Source organism: Methylosinus sporium, from assembly GCF_003113265.1.
Lineage (GTDB): Bacteria > Pseudomonadota > Alphaproteobacteria > Rhizobiales > Beijerinckiaceae > Methylosinus > Methylosinus sporium.
In genome coordinates, this window is sequence record NZ_PUIV01000029.1 from 14,168 (window position 1) to 29,998 (window position 15,831).

The following is a 15,831-nucleotide window of genomic DNA, read 5'->3' on the forward strand; positions in this document are numbered from 1 at the left end:
TTCGAGCGCGAGGGTCTTTCCCATATCGGCCGTGAAGGTCGCCGCAAGGGGCCGTTTTCACGCCATATAGGGACGAGGCGCGCCGCTTTGCGTGGCGTCTCGAGACCGGAGGGTTTCCATGAATTTCGACAAATACACGACGCGCGCGCAGGGCTTCGTGCAGGCCGCGCTGTCGCTCGCCACGCGTGAGGGCAATCCGCAGCTCACGCCCGAGCATGTTTTGAAAGTGCTGCTCGACGATGAGCAGGGCCTGTCCGCCGGACTCATCGATCGCGCCGGCGGCCGCTCGCGAGAGGCGCTCGCCAAGACGGAAGCCGCGCTCGCCAAGCTGCCGAAAGTCTCCGGCGGCGGCGCCGGACAGCCCTCGCTCAATCAGGCCACCGCGCGGCTCTTCGACAATGCCGAGAAGCTCGCGCAAAAGGCCAGCGATTCCTACGTCACCGTCGAGCGATTGCTGCTCGCCATCGCCCTCGAGAAGGGAACCGACGCGGCGCGCATTTTGAGCGAGGCGGGCGTCACGCCGCAGACGCTCAACTCCGCCATAGAGGATTTGCGCAAGGGCCGCACCGCCGATTCCTCCTCGGCCGAGAGCGCCTATGATTCGCTGAAGAAATATGCGCGCGATCTCACCGAGGCCGCGCGGGAAGGCAAGCTCGACCCCGTCATTGGCCGCGACGAGGAAATTCGCCGCACCATTCAGGTGTTGTCGCGCCGCACCAAGAATAATCCCGTGCTGATCGGCGAACCCGGCGTCGGCAAGACGGCGATCATCGAGGGCCTGGCGCTGCGCATCGTCAATGGCGACGTGCCGGAGTCGCTCGTCGACAAGAAGCTGCTCGCGCTCGACATGGGCTCGCTGATCGCCGGCGCGAAATATCGCGGCGAGTTCGAGGAGCGGTTGAAAGCCGTGCTGAACGAGATCACCGCCGCCCAGGGCGGGATCATATTGTTCATCGACGAGATGCATACGCTGGTCGGCGCCGGCAAGGCGGATGGCGCGATGGACGCCTCCAATCTGCTGAAGCCCGCATTGGCGCGCGGCGAATTGCATTGCGTCGGCGCGACCACGCTCGACGAATATCGCAAGCATGTGGAGAAGGACGCGGCGCTGGCGCGGCGCTTCCAGCCGGTGTTCGTGGACGAGCCGACGGTGGAGGACACCATCTCCATTCTGCGCGGGCTGAAAGAAAAATACGAGATGCACCATGGCGTGCGCGTCACCGACGCCGCGATCGTGGCGGCGGCGACGCTCTCCAATCGTTACATCTCGGACCGTTTTCTGCCTGACAAGGCGATCGATCTCGTCGATGAGGCGGGCTCGCGGCTGCGCATGCAGATCGACTCCAAGCCCGAGGAATTGGACGAGCTCGATCGGCGCATCATTCAGCTGCGCATAGAGCAGGAGGCGCTGCGCAAGGAGACCGATCCGGCCTCGAAAGATCGTCTCGCCAAATTGGAGACCGAGCTCGCCGAGCTGACCGAGAAATCATCGGCGCTCACTCAGCGCTGGAAGTCCGAGAAGGACAAGCTCGGCGTCGCCCAGAAATTGAAAGAGCAGCTCGAGAACGCCCGCAACGAGCTGGCGCAGGCGCAGCGCCGCGGCGAGTTTCAGCGCGCCGGCGAACTCGCCTATGGTCTGATCCCCGATCTCGAGCGCAAGCTCGCGGCGAGCGAGAAGGAAGGCGCGCAGAAAATGCTCGAGGAGGAGGTCACGCCCGAGCATGTGGCGCAGGTCGTCTCGCGCTGGACCGGCATTCCCGTCGATAAGATGCTCGAAGGCGAGCGCGAGAAGCTGCTTCATATGGAAGACGAGCTGGCGCGCCGCGTCGTCGGGCAAAAGGAGGCGGTCGCCGCCGTCTCCACGGCGGTGCGCCGCGCCCGCGCCGGTCTGCAGGACCCCAATCGCCCGATCGGCTCCTTCATCTTCCTGGGGCCGACCGGCGTCGGCAAGACGGAGTTGACCAAGGCGCTCGCCAATTTCCTCTTCGACGACGAGACCGCTTTGGTGCGGCTCGACATGTCGGAATATATGGAGAAGCACTCGGTCGCGCGTCTGATCGGCGCGCCTCCCGGCTATGTCGGCTATGAGGAGGGCGGCGCGCTCACCGAGGCCGTGCGGCGCCGGCCCTATCAGGTCGTGCTGTTCGACGAGATCGAGAAGGCGCATCCCGATGTGTTCAATGTCCTCTTGCAGGTGCTCGACGATGGTCGCCTGACCGACGGCCAGGGCCGCACGGTGGATTTCAAGAACACGCTCATCATCATGACGTCCAATCTCGGCTCCGAATTCCTGGTGATGCAGCAGGAGGGCGAGGATTCCTCCGCCGTGCACGACGAGGTGATGCAGGTGGTGCGGTCGCACTTCAGGCCGGAGTTCCTGAACCGAGTCGACGAGATCATCCTGTTCCACCGCCTGCGGCGCGAGGATATGGGCGCGATCGTCGATATTCAGATCCTGCGGCTGCAAAAGCTGCTGGACGATCGCAAGATCACGCTGAAGCTCGACGAGAAGGCGCGCGCTCTGCTCGCCGCCAAGGGCTACGACCCCGCCTATGGCGCGCGGCCGCTGAAGCGCGTGATCCAGAAAGAGCTGCAGGACCCGCTCGCCGAGGCGCTGCTCGGCGGCGACATAGTGGACGGCTCGACGGTGTGGGTCTCCACCGACAGTCAAGGGCTGACGCTGGACGGGCGGCCGATCGGACGGCGGAGCTTCGGGGCTGAAAAGGCGGCGTGAGCAATGAGATGAGATGGGGGCGCCGAGCGCGCCCTCATCCGACCTCGCCATTAGCCCGGCGCTTGCGACGGGCGTCCTCTCGGACGCCCTATGGCGAGGCCACCTTCTCCCACGAGTGGGAGAAGGAAAGGATGCGGCTTCATTTTTCCGCGAGAGTTTCCAGAGCGGAGCCGGTCATGCGGCAGATTTTCCATTCATGCATGAGCTTTGCGCCCTGCGCCTCATAGAAGGCGATGGAGGGCGCGTTCCAATCCAGCACTGACCATTCGAAACGGCCGAGTCCCTCGGCGACGCAACGGCGCGCGAGATGGGCCAGCAGCGCCTTGCCTATGCCGGCGCCGCGAAATTGCGGGCGCACGAAAATATCCTCGAGCCAGATTCCGTGCCGGCCACGAAAGGAGGAAAACGTATAGAACCACAGCGCGAATCCCGCCGGCGCGCCGTCCCATTCCGCGATGTCGGAGAAGACGCGCGGATTGTCCCCGAACAGCGCTTCGGCGAGCATTTCCTCCGACGCTTCGACCTCATGCGAGAGCTTCTCATAATCCGCGAGCTCGCGCACGAAAGCGACGACCAGCGCGCTATCCGCGCGCGCGGCGGGGCGGATGCGGATCACGCCTCCTCGTCCTCAGTGGTCTCGTCCTCGATGATCTTGTCCTCGACGATCAACGCCGCGCGAACGAGCCCGCGCACGGAATTGCCGAAATAGAACTCCGCATCGCCGGCAAAATCCTCGAGCCGCAGCACGGCCTCGCGCGCCTGGCCGCTGGCGAGAAGATGCGCGCGCAACGTCCCCGGCAACAGCCCGCTGGCGAGCGGCGGCGTCAGCAGCACGCCATCGCGTGCGAGAAAGACATTGGTGCGCGCGCCCTCGCAGACTTCGTCGCGCTCATTGCGAAACAGCACTTCGTCGGCGCGGCAGCGCATCGCCGCTTCGGCCAGCTCGCGCTCATAGAGCTCGCGCCGAGTCGTCTTGTGACGCAGCATCGGATCATCGGATTCGAATCGCGCCTCGGCGATGGCGACGCGCCAGATCGTGTCCGGCTCGATCGCGTCGATCGGCAGGGAGCTCGCTTCGTATCGCCCGTCGCGGCCGAGCGCATAGCGCACGCGCAGACGGTCATCGAGCGGATCGGCGACCTCCTCGTTCAGCGCCGCGAGAAAGGCCTCGTCGCTATGGAGAAAGCCGAGCGCGCGCGCCGAGGCGGAAAGCCGCGCGACATGCTCGCCCAGATAGAGAAAACCGCCGTCCTGCGTCCACAGCAGCGTTTCGATCAGGCCGAAGTCTTCGCTCCGGTCAGGAATTTCGCCTTGATCAGACATTCCTCATATTCCTCGCGCGCCCGCGAATCGGCGACGACCGCAGAGCCGACGTTGCAGACGAGCTCCCCATCGGGGAAAAGTGTGAGCGTGCGGATCGCCACATTGAAACGGATCGCCCCATCGGGCGCGATGAGGCCGAGCGAGCCGCAATAGACGCCGCGGGGCGCGCATTCGAGATCGCGAATGATTTCCATTGCGCGGATTTTCGGGGCGCCGGTCACGGAGCCGCAGGGAAAGAGCCCGGCAAAGAGATCGGCGAGCGTCACGCCGTCGCGCAGCTTCGCCTCTATGCCCGAGGTCATCTGATGCAGCGTCGGATAGGTCTCGACGGTGAAGAGATCGGTCACGCGCACCGAGCCGACCTCCGAGAGGCGCGAGAGATCATTGCGCAGAAGATCGACGATCATCAGATTTTCGGCGCGCGATTTCTCGTCCTGCGTCAGCAGCGCGGCGCGCGCCATATCCTCGGTCGGAAGAAAGCCGCGCCGTGCGGTTCCCTTCATCGGCCGGGCGCGGATCACGCCTTCGCAGGCGTCGAAAAAAACCTCCGGCGAGAGCGAGACGATTTTCTCCTCGCCGAGCGCGACCACGCCGCCATAGGCGACCGGCTGGCGCTTGCGCAGCGCGCGATAGAGCGCCGTCGCCTCGCCCTCGTAGCGGCCATGCATGGGGAAGGTCAGATTGATCTGATAGACGTCGCCCGCATAGATGAACTCGCGGCAGGCGTCGAAGCGCTCGGTATATTCGGCGAGGCTCCAGGCCGGGGTCAGCGCGATCTCGACCGGCGCGGTCTCGGTCGCCAGCGAGGCGGCGTTGCGCCACTCATATTGGCGCGGGGCGCGAAAGGCGCCGAAGAGCAGCAGCGGCGTGCGCGCCTGTGGCACGGGGCCGCCCGCGAATTTGGCCTCCAGCGCATAGCCCAGCTCATAGCCGGCGTAGCCCGCGAGAAAGAGCCCGCGCCGCGTCGCCGCCTCCATGCGCGCGAAAGCCTGCGGGACCTCCGCCGCCGTATCGGCGCGGATGATCTTCTCCGGCTCGTCGAAGAGCAGGGCGGCGCCGTTTCGTCCGTCCTCGAAGACGACGAATGGGCCATCGGGCGCCTTATTGGGGTCAAAAGGCTCGCGCCCGCGAAGCTCGGCGATATGGAACATGAGGGACGCGGCGCTCCGGTTCGGAAAGCGCATCTTATATCAGCCGGGCCTGCGGATGAAGCCGCGAGTTGGAGCTTCATGGCGAAGCGCCCGAGCCTCTCGACGGCGCGATTTTGTCGAGCAGGCGGATCAACTGCTCGATCTCGGCCGCGCTCAGCTCGGAAAAGGCGCTCTGCAAGGCTTCTGCAAGCAGAGGCGCCGCGCGTTCGAGCAGCTCTCTTCCCGAATCTGTCAGATGATGGCGGATCGCGCGGCCGGGACCGCTCACCCGCTCGACGAGGCCGCGTTTCGCTAATTTGCTCACCAGCTCGCCGACGGATTGATCGGTCATCAGGCTCGCCTCGGCGAGCGCATGGGTGGATAGGGCCGGATTGGCGCGAATTCGTTCGAGGACGACCCAGAGCGCCATCGTCAGGCCGATGCTCGCGAGACGTCGGTCGAGAAGCGCGCTCTTTGCGGTTTGCGCGCGCTTCAGCCCGAGCGCCGCCGCCCTCAATCGGTCATCGACCATATAAGGCTCCTTGTATAATGACATCGATCGCTATATAAGGGTCATTGTATAAGGGACCTTTAATTTCGGGAGAGCGCTCATGTCCATCGTCGAGTCCGCCGATTCCACGGGCGATACCGCCCGCGTCGCTCTTATAACCGGAGCCACTGCCGGCATGGGGCTCGAATTGGCTCGTCAACTGGCGGCGAAAGGGTTGAAGGTCGTCATCGGCGCGCGCGACGTCGAGCGCGGCGACTCGATCGCGACGGAACTCCGCGCGGGGGGAGGGGATGTCGTCGCGCTCGCGCTGGACGTCACCGACTCCGCCGGCGTCTCGCAGGCCGCGATCCGGCTCGCCGGCGAGATCGGCCGGCTCGACGTGTTGATCAACAATGCGGGGATCGCCCGGGACCAGCACAAGCGCCCGACGGAAACGACATTGCAGGATTTTCGCGAGACCTATGAGACGAATGTCTTCGGCGTGGCCACGGTGACGAACGCGTTTCTGCCGTTGCTCATGAAGTCGGATGACGGCCGCATCATAAATCAATCGGCCGCGCTCGGCTCGCACAGCATGACGGCGCGCATGGAGCCGCCGCTGGTGAAGCTCAATTGGCTCGCCTACAACAGCTCGAAAGCGGCGCTGAATTCGATCACTTTGGAATATGCCAAGCATTTGAGAGAGACCTCGGTCAAAGTCTATGCGACCTCGCCGGGGCAGGTCGCGACCGCACTCAATGGTTATCGCGCGGGCGGGGTGACGCCGGCGGAGGGCGCCGAAGTCGCCGTGCGTCTCGCGACGCTGGACCCGCCGCCGCCGAGCGGCGGCTTTTGGGGGCCCGCCGGGCGACTGGACTGGTAGCGTCGACCCCCTGCGGAAAATTGCTCCCCGCCCCATTGCGCTATATGGAACATCGGAGCTTTCCCTCCGGTCCCGCGAGCGTCTCATGCCCCATTCCTCCGATCATTCGCCGAGCGAGCGCGGAATGCGTCTGCTCTTCATCGGCGATGTGGTGGGGCGGGCCGGGCGTAAAGCGATACAGGAGCGGCTGCCGGAGCTGCGCCGTCGCTGGGCGCTCGATTTCATCGTCGTCAATGGCGAGAACGCCGCCGGCGGCTTCGGCATAACCGAGGCCATTTGCGACGAGATCCTCGCCGCCGGCGCCGATTGTGTGACCACCGGCAATCACGTGTTCGATCAGCGCGAGGCGCTGGTCTTCATCGAGCGCCAGCCGCGGCTGCTGCGCCCGGTGAATTATCCGCCCGGCACGCCCGGCCGCGGCGCCAATCTCTACACGGCGGAGAACGGCCGCCAGGTGCTCGTGGTGAACGTCCAGGGCCGCGTCTTCATGGATGCGCTGGACGATCCTTTCGCCGCCATAGAGCGGGAAGTGGGCGCCTGTCCGCTGGGCATGGCTTGCGACGCGCTCATCGTCGACATACATGCCGAAACGTCCAGCGAGAAAATGGCCATGGGCCATTTCGTCGATGGACGCGCCTCTCTGGTTGTGGGCACGCACACCCATGTGCCGACGGCGGACGGGCAGATTTTGCCGCATGGCACGGCCTATATGACCGACGCCGGCATGACCGGAGACTATGATTCGGTCATCGGCATGGAGAAGGAGGAGCCGCTGCGCCGCTTCACGCGCAAAACGCCGGGCGCTCGCTTCGAGCCCGCCCAGGGCGAGGCGACGCTCTGCGGGGTCGCGGTGGAGCTTTCGGCCGACGGCCTCGCGCGGCGCATCGCCCCGGTGCGGATCGGCGGCCGGCTGGCGCAAGCCGAGCCGGACTTCTGGCAGGAGGAGGACGAGGCCCGGGCAGGGCGGCTCGTCGAAGCGATCGGAGCGCCAAGGCGATGAGATGGGATCAGCTCGGCCAGTCCGAAAACATTGAGGATCGTCGCAGCCAGGATTACGCCGACGCCGGCGCGGGGCCGAGTTTCGGCGGCGGCGGCGGGCTCGGGCTGGGCACGATCGTCATTCTCGGCGTTCTCGCTTATGCGTTCGGCATAAATCCGGCGTTGCTCATCGGCGGCGCGGAAGTGCTCAGCAATATGCGCGGCGGCGGACAGGTGGCGCAGCAACGGCTGGACCGGCCGACGCGTCAGGCGCCGACCGGCGCGCCGGCGGATCGCCAGGGGCAGTTCATCTCCGCCGTGCTCGCCGGCAATGAGCGCGTGTGGTCGCAGATTTTGCCGGAGCAGAAGGGCATTCGCTTCACTCCGGCGCGGCTCGTGCTGTTCAACGGCGTCACCGGCTCGGCCTGCGGCCGCGCGCAATCGGCCATGGGGCCGTTCTATTGCCCGGTCGATCAGAAAATCTATCTCGACACTTCGTTTTTCCGCGACATGGATCGGCGCTTCGGCGGCGGCGGCGACTTCGCCTACGCCTATGTGATCTCCCATGAGATGGGCCATCACATCGAGAATCTGCTCGGAATTCTGCCAAAGGTGCAGCGCGCGCAGCAAATGGCGTCGAGCCGCTCCGAATCCAACAATCTCTCTGTGCGCGTCGAACTGATGGCCGATTGCCTCTCCGGCGTCTGGGCGGCGCACGCCGATCAGAATTGGAAGATTCTCGAAAAGGGCGACATAGAAAAAGCCATCAACACCGCGCAGGCGATCGGCGACGATCGTCTCCAGCGTTCGGCGCAGGGCTACGCCGTGCCGGACAGCTTCACGCATGGCTCCTCGGCGCAGCGCGTCGAATGGTTCCAGCGCGGTCTGCAGACCGGCAAGATAGACGCCTGCAACACATTCACGGCGCAGCGTTGAGAGTTTGGATTCTCGATGCGCCGCAGGGGCGCGTTCTGACATCGATCGAATGAACGCCGTCATTGCGTGCGGCGCCGGAAAGCATCATTTCGAATTGCGGAGTTTTCCTATGCTCGACCAGCTCATTCCCAGAGCGCATTTGTTCGGCAATCCGACCAAGGCGAGCGCGCGGCTCAGTCCAGACGGACGGAGGCTCGCCTGGCTGCAGCCCGACGCGGGCGTGCTCAATATTTTCGTCGCGCCGCTCGATCGCCTCGAGGACGCGCGCGTCGTCACCAATGATCGCAAGCGTGGCGTGAGATTCTTCCTCTGGGCCTATGACAGTCGCAGCCTGCTCTATATGCAGGACGAGGGCGGCGATGAGAATTTCCACGTCTATGTCGTCGACTGCGAGGGCGGCGCGGCGCGCGATCTCACGCCCTTCGAGGGCGTCGCTGCGCATATCCACAGAACCAGTCGCAAGCTTCGCGACCGTGTCCTTCTCTCCATCAACCGCCGCGACAAGCGCTTTCATGATCTCCATTCGGCGGACATCGCGACCGGCGAGCTGACGCTCGTCCAGGAAAATCCGGGCTTCGCAGGCTTCATCCCCGACGATCACTTCATTCCGCGTCTCGCCATTCGCAACAACAAGGACGGGAGCAGAGAGATTTTGCGCCCGGACGCGGGCCGTAGCGCTTGGACGCCGTGGATTCGCTTCTCCGCGGAAGATTCGGGAACCTCATCGGCGCTCCATCTCGACGTCGCGGCAAAGACCTTGTTTCTGCGCGACAGCCGCGGGCGCGACAAAGCCGCGCTGGCTCGCGTCGATCTTTCGTCGGGTGAGACGAAGCTCATAGCGGAAAGCGACAAGGCCGACATCGGCCATGTCATCACCGACCGCGACACTTATGATCCGGTCGCCTATAGCGTCGAGCGCGAACGCCTCGAGCATGTCGCGCTCGACGACCGCGTGAAGGCCGATATAGATTTCTTGAATGGTCGCGACATAGGCGATTGGGGAATCGCCAGCCGAGCCGAGGATGATTCGCTCTGGATCGTCTCGGCGCAGTCCGACACGCGCCCGCATGTCGATTATCTCTACGAACGGCGCGCGAAGACCTTACGCATCCTGCACCAGGCGCGGCCGCAGCTCGTCGGCGCGCCGCTGCGTCCGATGCGGCCGGTGACGATCAAATCGCGCGACGGGCTCGATCTCGTCTGCTATCTCACCTCGCCTCAGGCGGCGGAGGCGAAGGCGCCGCAGCCCATGGCGCTCATCGTGCACGGCGGGCCATGGGGGCGCGATTCCTTCGGTTACAATGCGACGCATCAATGGCTCGCCAATCGCGGCTATGTCGCGCTCAGCGTGAATTTCCGCGCTTCGACCGGATTCGGCAAGGCGTTCGTCAACGCCGGCGATCACGAATGGGGCCGGCGCATGGACGATGATCTCAACGACGCCGTCGATTGGGCGATCCGCCAGGGGATCGCCGATATGAGCCGCATCGCCATAATGGGCGTCAGCTATGGCGGCTACGCCGCGCTCGTCGGCCTCACGCGCAATCCGCAACGGTACGCCTGCGGCGTCGCCGTCGTCGGCCCGTCCAATCTCGAGACGCTGCTCGCGACGATCCCGCCCTATTGGGAATCCTCGCGTGCGCAACTGACGAAGGCGCTCGGCGATCCGGCGACGGAGGAGGGACGCGCGCTGCTGCGCGAGCGCTCGCCGCTCCATGCCGCCGATCGTCTCGCCAAGCCGCTGCTGATCGCGCAGGGCGCCAATGATCCGCGCGTGAAAAAGGCCGAGGCCGAGCAGATGGTCGCGGCCCTGGAGGCCAAGAAGATTCCCGTCGCCTATCTGCTCTATCCCGATGAGGGACATGGCTTCGCGCGGCCGGAGAATGCGCTCTCCTATCACGCCGTCGCGGAGAATTTCCTCGCCCGCCATCTCGGCGGCCGCGCCGAGCCGGTGCGGGCCGAGGAGCTTTCCGCGAGCAGCCTGAAGATCGAGAAGGGCGCGTCGGAGCTGGCGCTGCCGTAGGCTCGCGAGCGTTATCTGCGCAAGCTCGCCGAGCGAACCGTCGCTGGCCTGATGATGCACGCCCTCGAAGCCTGCTCGCACATCTTCCCCCTATGGAATGCGCAAACTATTTCAGGGCCTGCAGCTATGATACAAATCGAAGTCGGAAACGGCTCCAGACCCGCGTGGGCAGTCGCTCGCTAGGCGGGCGCGCAACTCCATGGATCGCGAACCTGCGGCGGCTGCCGCGTCACTGCGCAATGCTACAATAGGAGTCGCCTGTGATTGGGTTCACCGAACGCAAGTTTTGTCCGACCTGCGGCGCTGGCGTCGCCCGCAGCAATGAACTCACATGCATCGCCATCACCAGCGGCGAATTGGCAAGGCATACCCGAGAATTCTACGGCGGCCGTATGAACGTCGACGAACTGGGTATCGATCAGCTCGTTGTCGTGGAATGCCAAGAGTGCTCCTTAATATATTGTCGATTCCATCTTGATAGTTCCGGCATGAAATATCTCTACGACGAAGTAATCAGCAGCGAATCGGATTACGATCAGGAAACGTTGCGCGCCCGCCCGCTGGTCAGACGTTCTGTTGGTATCATGAACGCGATCGTCGGCGGCCCTAACTCCGCACAGACGAGGGTTCTGGATTTCGGAGCCGGTCGAGGTATCTGGGCGAGAGAGGCGATCGCTCGAGGCTATCACGTGACGGCCATCGAGCTATCCTCGACACGCATCGACGAGATGAGGAACAATGGTATCCTGGCAAAGCCAGATTTTACCGCCGACGACAAGGATTTCGGTTTCGTTTATATGAGTCAAGTATTGGAACACCTTCCAGAGCCGCTCGGGGTCTTGAAGGACATTGGCGCACGATGTCGGAAGGACGCCGTCGCGTTGGTCGGTGTCCCTAATGGTGGCGGGATGGGGATGAAATTACGCGCCGAAACACGTCCGCATATTAGATTAGACCCATATCTAGATCCGTTTGAGCACATAAATTGCTTCTCGGCAAAGTCGATGTCGGAATTGATGCGCCATGCAGGTTTTCGAAGCGCCCGCCCAACGGACGCGCGAACTCTTTTGGGAGCGATCGTGATCGCTAGCGTCGCAACGCTTTCAAAACTCACAAATGCGCCGGGACGGTTTTTTGTGAAGACATGATTGAGCTTGATCTAGCGCGCTTTTCGCTCGAACGGAATGCGCTCTAGAAGCGACCTGAGCTAGGGAATTGGTGGCCCAGCGAAGGGCTAGACCAATCGACGTCTCTACGGGTTTTGTTGCGCTACGCTCGGAAATGCGGATGCGCGATCAGATGGCGCGTCGCGCCTTCGTCGTCAGTTCGGTCGCGCGCAGCTTTTTGGCGAGCGTGGCCAGATCGCCGGCGGCGCCGAAATCCTCGCGCCGCGCGACGAGACCGACCGGCTCGGCGAGCCGCGGCGCGAGCCGCGTGAGCAATGAATTCGGGGCGGCGCGCAGCACCATGGCGCGGCCCTGCTCGCCATAGGCGAGAGCGTCGCGCAATTCGTCGACGAAGCCGCGCTCGGGGGAATGGCCGGCGCGCAGAACCAGCACGTCGGAATAGCGCATCGCCGGCAGCGCGCGGGAGAGGCCGGAGCGCGCATCGACAGCCTCCACCAGACCGCAGCCGGCCTCCTCGGCGATGAGCCCGAAGCCGGAGTCGGGTGGACCGACCAGAACCGCATCGGCAACGAGGCCGGCGACGCAAGCGTCCACGAGCGAGGCCAATGTGCGCACGATCGCCTCGCGCTCGGCCGATTCCCGGCCGCGTCCGGGCGTCGCCTGGGGCGTGTCGAATGCGAGGATGACGGCCGAGAGCATGAGCGTCGCCAATAAGTGGGTGCGCCTATCGTAAGACGCCCATATCCCACATTTTCGCCCCGCACGCCAAATGCCGGCCGCTCACGCCCGCAAGGCGTCGAATGTCGCGCCGATTTCGGCGGCGTCGAAATCCGCTATGGCGGCTGGAAGAAGCGGGTCGTCGCCGTCGATCCAGCGCCGCTCGGCCTCGGCGTCGCCGAGCGCCAGCGCCACCGCGCCATTGATCTCATAGAGGCGCCAGGCGAGGCCGGCCGAGCGCAGCGACGACATCATCGCATTCTGCACCAGGCTGCGGACCATGAGATGCGGCGTCGAAACGGCGGTGTCGGCGTCCTGGCCGTTGGTCGCGGCGAGGCAGGCGTTTTTGTCATAGGAGGCGTGGCCGCGGCAGGCGAGCGGCCGCAGCCGATAGAGCAGGCAGAGGCCGGCCTCTATATAGGGGCAGGGCTGGCGCAAGGACATTCGCGCGCTCTCCGAGCAGCCATTGGCGAAGGCGTTGATCGCCGCTATGCGTCCGGGCAGATCGACGCCGCGCTGCGCCAGCGCGCGCTGATTGGCGTTGACGAAACGCGCGATGAGAAACACTTCCGGCGCTGTGGCGACGACACGCAGCACGCAGCAGGCGGGACAATCGCCGGCGCAGGCGATGGCCGGCGCGCCCTCGGTCTGAATGGCGAGATTGCCCTCGAAACTGTCGAAGGCCTGGAGACAGAGCGCGCCGACGAACTCCGGCCGGGCGCGGCGCTCGCTGATCGTCGCGTCGAAAGCCTGCGCCATAGCGTTGAAGAAAGAGGAGGGGCCGTCGGATTTTGGGTCGGTCATGGGCGCGCTCGGGTCTCGGCTCTCGTTGGTATTATGTAACCATGATATATAACGATGAGCAAGCCGTCGAACTCCCCCGAAGCCGGCGGCCGGAGCGCCGGACGCTCGCGACGCCCGGAACTCGCATCCTGCTCGCGCGTTTTCTACCCCTTTGGGGCCGGGCGCGCAAAGGGAGGCCGTGATGGGACGAAACGCATCGAAGCTGGCCGCGGCCGCCGCCTTGGCCTTCGGCTTCGCCGGCGCCGCGCGGGCGCATAATGATTTCACCGATCGCGCGGAATATTACGCCGCCACGCCGCAGGCTCCGGCCTATTACGAGCCGCAGTATTACTATTATTATCCGAGCTATGTGGAGCCGTATTATTCAGGACGGTCGATCTATGTCGCGCCCCGACGCAGGTGGCGCGACAGGCGATGATCGAAAATTTGAAGAGCGCGAGGCGCGAGTTTCAAAACTCGACCTCGAGCTCCTCGATCTCCTCCTTCTCGAGGAGCGCGGCGGCGAGCCATTCCTGCATCGCCGGCCATTCGTAGATGCGATCGCAATAGGCTTTGGAGACATCGTCGAGCGGAACGTCATAGGTGCGGAAGCGCGTCGCCACCGGCGCATACATGGCGTCGGCCATGGAGAGCGGACCGAAGAGATAGGGGCCGCCATAAGTCTCGAGGCATTCACGCCAGATTTGCGTGACGCGCGTGATGTCGCCCTGCGCCTTCGACCACACTTTGAACTTGGGAAAACGCCCTTTGAGATTCATCGGCAGCGCCGAGCGTAGCGACGTGAAGCCGGAGTGAATCTCGCCGCAGATGGAGCGGCAATGCGCGCGGCGCATTCGGTCGGCGGGCAACAGGCCCGCGGCCGGCGCGATCTCGTTCAGGAACTCTCCGATCGCCAGAGTGTCCCAAATCTTCGCGCCGTCATGCGTGAGGCAGGGCACGAGGATCGACGGCGACAGCAGGAGAATCTCCGCGCGCGCCGCGACATCGTCGGGGCTGACCACGATCTCCTCGAATTCGACGCCGGAAAGCTTGGCCATCAGCCAGCCCCGCAAGGACCAGGACGAATAGTTCTTGCTGCTGATCGTGAGCGTCGTCGCCGCCATCTGAGCCGACATGAGTAACGATTCCTCCTTTTCTTATAGTGGACTACGGAGCAAGCGCTGTGCCATGCTAGAGCCCGTCCATGGCACGGGGCTTGCTCGACCAGCCCCATCGGTAACGGAAGGTTTCGCTCGGCCGCATGATGTATGACGCATATCAGAGCTACGCCGACGTGAGCAATCGACTTCGTCTGGCGGCGGCGAGCGGCGAGCGACTGGCTCGCTTGTGGAAATCCACGCCCTATGCGTCGCCTTTGCGGTGCTTCGAGGCTTATTGCGAGCTGGTCTCGCTGGCCGGCTTCACCCATGCGCGCCCCGACTATGGGATCACGCAGCTCTCGACCCATAATGGCGCTGTCGTCGATGTGCTCGAGGAGCCGGTTTATTCGACGCCCTTTTGCCAATTGCTGCGTTTTACGCGCAAGGATGCGGAGAATTTGCCGCGCGTGCTGCTGGTCGCACCCATGTCCGGGCATTTCGCGACCTTGCTGCGCGGCACCATCCGCACTTTGATCCAGGATCACGACGTCTATGTCACCGATTGGATCAATACGCGGGACATAGCGCTTTCGCAGGGCGTCTTCGGCATGGACGAGTTCGCCCAGCACCTCATCGATTTTCTGCGCTTTCTCGGGCCGCCCGCGCATGTCGTCGCCGTGTGCCAGCCGACTGTGGCCGCGCTCGCCGCCGTCTCCATCATGGCCGAGGACAATGATCCCGCCCAGCCGGCGAGCCTCACGCTGATGGCCGGTCCGCTCGACGTCAGCGTCTCGCCCACCAAGGTCAATGAATTCGCCGTCTCCAAGCCGATCGACTGGTTCCGCAACAATGTCATCGGCACGGTGCCGCGCATGTTGCCGGGGGCGGGGCGGCGGGTCTATCCCGGCTTTCTGCAAATCTCCGGCTTCATGAGCATGAACGCCGAGCGTCACGCCAACGCTTTTATCGATCTCTTCCGCCACAGGGTCGAGGGCGAGCACGAGAAGGCGGACCGCATCCGCACCTTCTATGAGGAATATTTCGCCATAATGGACCTCGATGCGGATTTCTATCTGCAGACCATCGAGACCGTCTTCCACCAGAATGCCCTTTCTACAGGCAGACTGCTCTTCAAAGGGCGCAAGGTGACGCCGCGCGCGATCAAGAAGACCTTTCTGCTCACAGTGGAGGGCGAGAAGGACGATATTTGCGCCGTGGGCCAGACGCTCGCCGCTCAGGATATGTGCGGCGGCCTGCGCCCCTATATGAAGTCGCACCATTTGCAGGCTGGCGTCGGCCATTATGGCGTCTTCAACGGCAAGCGCTGGGACAATCAGATCTACCCCGTCCTGCGCGACCATATCCAAAACAGCTTGTGACCTTGCGCCGCACGACCGGGACTGTGACATTTTGTTGCAGGGCGTCATGGCGGCGCCGCAGGAGCGGCGGTCGGTGACGAAAACTTTCATAGTATATTGATTTTCATACAGTAATATTGCGTTCAGCATTTGTGGAGCCGACCCTTTCATCAGCGTCCTCTATCGACCTACGGGAATTTTTCCTTGAAACTTTTGTGCGGCGCAATATTCTCCATTCATCGGATTTTG

Annotated in this window: 15 protein-coding genes; 8 read left to right on the forward strand and 7 right to left on the reverse strand. The window is 64.0% G+C overall.

Translation table 11 applies throughout. The annotated features are described in order from the left end of the window. The first annotated feature begins 118 nt into the window (after nt 1-118). Nucleotides 119-2,734, forward strand: a complete 2,616-nt coding sequence (gene clpB, locus C5689_RS14915) for an ATP-dependent chaperone ClpB (protein ID WP_108918048.1) — start codon at nt 119-121, stop codon at nt 2,732-2,734. Between the two features lie 139 nt (nt 2,735-2,873). Here clpB and C5689_RS14920 read toward each other — a convergent pair whose 3' ends face one another. The 4 genes from C5689_RS14920 to C5689_RS14935 form a co-directional block, all read right to left on the reverse strand. Continuing rightward, entirely contained in the window at nt 2,874-3,350 is a 477-nt protein-coding gene (locus tag C5689_RS14920) for a GNAT family N-acetyltransferase (RefSeq protein WP_108918049.1), read from the reverse strand. Beyond that, a complete protein-coding gene (locus C5689_RS14925; protein WP_108918050.1) occupies nt 3,347-4,057 on the reverse strand; it encodes an aminotransferase class IV family protein in 711 nt (236 codons plus the stop codon). The genes C5689_RS14920 and C5689_RS14925 overlap by 4 nt, the downstream gene beginning before the upstream one ends. Continuing rightward, nucleotides 4,009-5,208 (reverse strand): aminodeoxychorismate synthase component I, encoded by a 1,200-nt coding sequence (locus C5689_RS14930; RefSeq protein ID WP_108918077.1) that lies wholly within the window; start codon nt 5,206-5,208, stop codon nt 4,009-4,011. The genes C5689_RS14925 and C5689_RS14930 overlap by 49 nt, the downstream gene beginning before the upstream one ends. 76 nt (nt 5,209-5,284) lie before the next feature. Beyond that, entirely contained in the window at nt 5,285-5,719 is a 435-nt protein-coding gene (locus C5689_RS14935) for a MarR family winged helix-turn-helix transcriptional regulator (protein ID WP_158271818.1), read from the reverse strand. Nucleotides 5,720-5,798: 79 nt separating this feature from the next. On the opposite strand from C5689_RS14935, the gene C5689_RS14940 reads away from it, so the two are divergent. The 5 genes from C5689_RS14940 (at nt 5,799) to C5689_RS14960 (ending at nt 11,645) form a co-directional block, all read left to right on the forward strand. Then, nucleotides 5,799-6,560, forward strand: a complete 762-nt coding sequence (locus C5689_RS14940; protein WP_108918052.1) for an SDR family NAD(P)-dependent oxidoreductase — start codon at nt 5,799-5,801, stop codon at nt 6,558-6,560. Nucleotides 6,561-6,684: 124 nt separating this feature from the next. Then, nucleotides 6,685-7,560, forward strand: coding sequence for a TIGR00282 family metallophosphoesterase (locus C5689_RS14945; protein WP_108918078.1), 876 nt, complete (start codon nt 6,685-6,687; stop codon nt 7,558-7,560). Beyond that, nucleotides 7,557-8,474, forward strand: a complete 918-nt coding sequence (gene ypfJ, locus C5689_RS14950; RefSeq protein ID WP_108918053.1) for a KPN_02809 family neutral zinc metallopeptidase — start codon at nt 7,557-7,559, stop codon at nt 8,472-8,474. The genes C5689_RS14945 and ypfJ overlap by 4 nt, the downstream gene beginning before the upstream one ends. Before the next feature lie 109 nt (nt 8,475-8,583). Next, complete coding sequence (locus C5689_RS14955; RefSeq protein WP_108918079.1) at nt 8,584-10,497, forward strand: S9 family peptidase; 1,914 nt, start codon at nt 8,584-8,586, stop codon at nt 10,495-10,497. 260 nt (nt 10,498-10,757) lie between these two features. Continuing rightward, on the forward strand, nt 10,758-11,645 hold the full coding sequence (locus C5689_RS14960; protein ID WP_146188396.1) for a class I SAM-dependent methyltransferase: 888 nt from the start codon (nt 10,758-10,760) through the stop codon (nt 11,643-11,645). Nucleotides 11,646-11,792: 147 nt separating this feature from the next. Here the strand turns inward: C5689_RS14960 and C5689_RS14965 are convergent, their stop codons facing one another. Next, nucleotides 11,793-12,323 carry a transposase gene (locus C5689_RS14965; RefSeq protein ID WP_108918080.1) on the reverse strand — a complete coding sequence of 177 codons (531 nt, stop codon included), beginning with the start codon at nt 12,321-12,323 and terminating at the stop codon, nt 11,793-11,795. Nucleotides 12,324-12,404: 81 nt separating this feature from the next. Then, entirely contained in the window at nt 12,405-13,145 is a 741-nt protein-coding gene (locus C5689_RS14970) for a hypothetical protein (protein WP_108918055.1), read from the reverse strand. A gap of 181 nt (nt 13,146-13,326) precedes the next feature. On the opposite strand from C5689_RS14970, the gene C5689_RS14975 reads away from it, so the two are divergent. Then, on the forward strand, nt 13,327-13,563 hold the full coding sequence (locus C5689_RS14975; RefSeq protein ID WP_146188397.1) for a hypothetical protein: 237 nt from the start codon (nt 13,327-13,329) through the stop codon (nt 13,561-13,563). A 31-nt stretch (nt 13,564-13,594) separates the two neighbouring features. Here C5689_RS14975 and C5689_RS14980 read toward each other — a convergent pair whose 3' ends face one another. Further along, nucleotides 13,595-14,248, reverse strand: a complete 654-nt coding sequence (locus C5689_RS14980) for a glutathione S-transferase family protein (RefSeq protein ID WP_108918057.1) — start codon at nt 14,246-14,248, stop codon at nt 13,595-13,597. Nucleotides 14,249-14,385: 137 nt separating this feature from the next. On the opposite strand from C5689_RS14980, the gene C5689_RS14985 reads away from it, so the two are divergent. Further along, nucleotides 14,386-15,603, forward strand: coding sequence for a polyhydroxyalkanoate depolymerase (locus C5689_RS14985; RefSeq protein ID WP_306432189.1), 1,218 nt, complete (start codon nt 14,386-14,388; stop codon nt 15,601-15,603). Nucleotides 15,604-15,831 lie beyond the last annotated feature (228 nt).

What these genes read in the sequence shown, in the direction of transcription:
- clpB (WP_108918048.1), top strand. Translation starts at nt 119, where the DNA reads ATGAATTTCGACAAATACACGACGCGCGCGCAGGGCTTCGTGCAGGCC.
- C5689_RS14925 (WP_108918050.1), bottom strand. Translation starts at nt 4,057, where the DNA reads ATGTCTGATCAAGGCGAAATTCCTGACCGGAGCGAAGACTTCGGCCTG.
- C5689_RS14930 (WP_108918077.1), bottom strand. Translation starts at nt 5,208, where the DNA reads ATGTTCCATATCGCCGAGCTTCGCGGGCGCGAGCCTTTTGACCCCAAT.
- C5689_RS14935 (WP_158271818.1), bottom strand. Translation starts at nt 5,719, where the DNA reads ATGGTCGATGACCGATTGAGGGCGGCGGCGCTCGGGCTGAAGCGCGCG.
- C5689_RS14940 (WP_108918052.1), top strand. Translation starts at nt 5,799, where the DNA reads ATGTCCATCGTCGAGTCCGCCGATTCCACGGGCGATACCGCCCGCGTC.
- C5689_RS14945 (WP_108918078.1), top strand. Translation starts at nt 6,685, where the DNA reads ATGCGTCTGCTCTTCATCGGCGATGTGGTGGGGCGGGCCGGGCGTAAA.
- ypfJ (WP_108918053.1), top strand. Translation starts at nt 7,557, where the DNA reads ATGAGATGGGATCAGCTCGGCCAGTCCGAAAACATTGAGGATCGTCGC.
- C5689_RS14955 (WP_108918079.1), top strand. Translation starts at nt 8,584, where the DNA reads ATGCTCGACCAGCTCATTCCCAGAGCGCATTTGTTCGGCAATCCGACC.
- C5689_RS14965 (WP_108918080.1), bottom strand. Translation starts at nt 12,323, where the DNA reads ATGCTCTCGGCCGTCATCCTCGCATTCGACACGCCCCAGGCGACGCCC.
- C5689_RS14970 (WP_108918055.1), bottom strand. Translation starts at nt 13,145, where the DNA reads ATGACCGACCCAAAATCCGACGGCCCCTCCTCTTTCTTCAACGCTATG.
- C5689_RS14975 (WP_146188397.1), top strand. Translation starts at nt 13,327, where the DNA reads ATGGGACGAAACGCATCGAAGCTGGCCGCGGCCGCCGCCTTGGCCTTC.
- C5689_RS14980 (WP_108918057.1), bottom strand. Translation starts at nt 14,248, where the DNA reads ATGGCGGCGACGACGCTCACGATCAGCAGCAAGAACTATTCGTCCTGG.
- C5689_RS14985 (WP_306432189.1), top strand. Translation starts at nt 14,386, where the DNA reads ATGATGTATGACGCATATCAGAGCTACGCCGACGTGAGCAATCGACTT.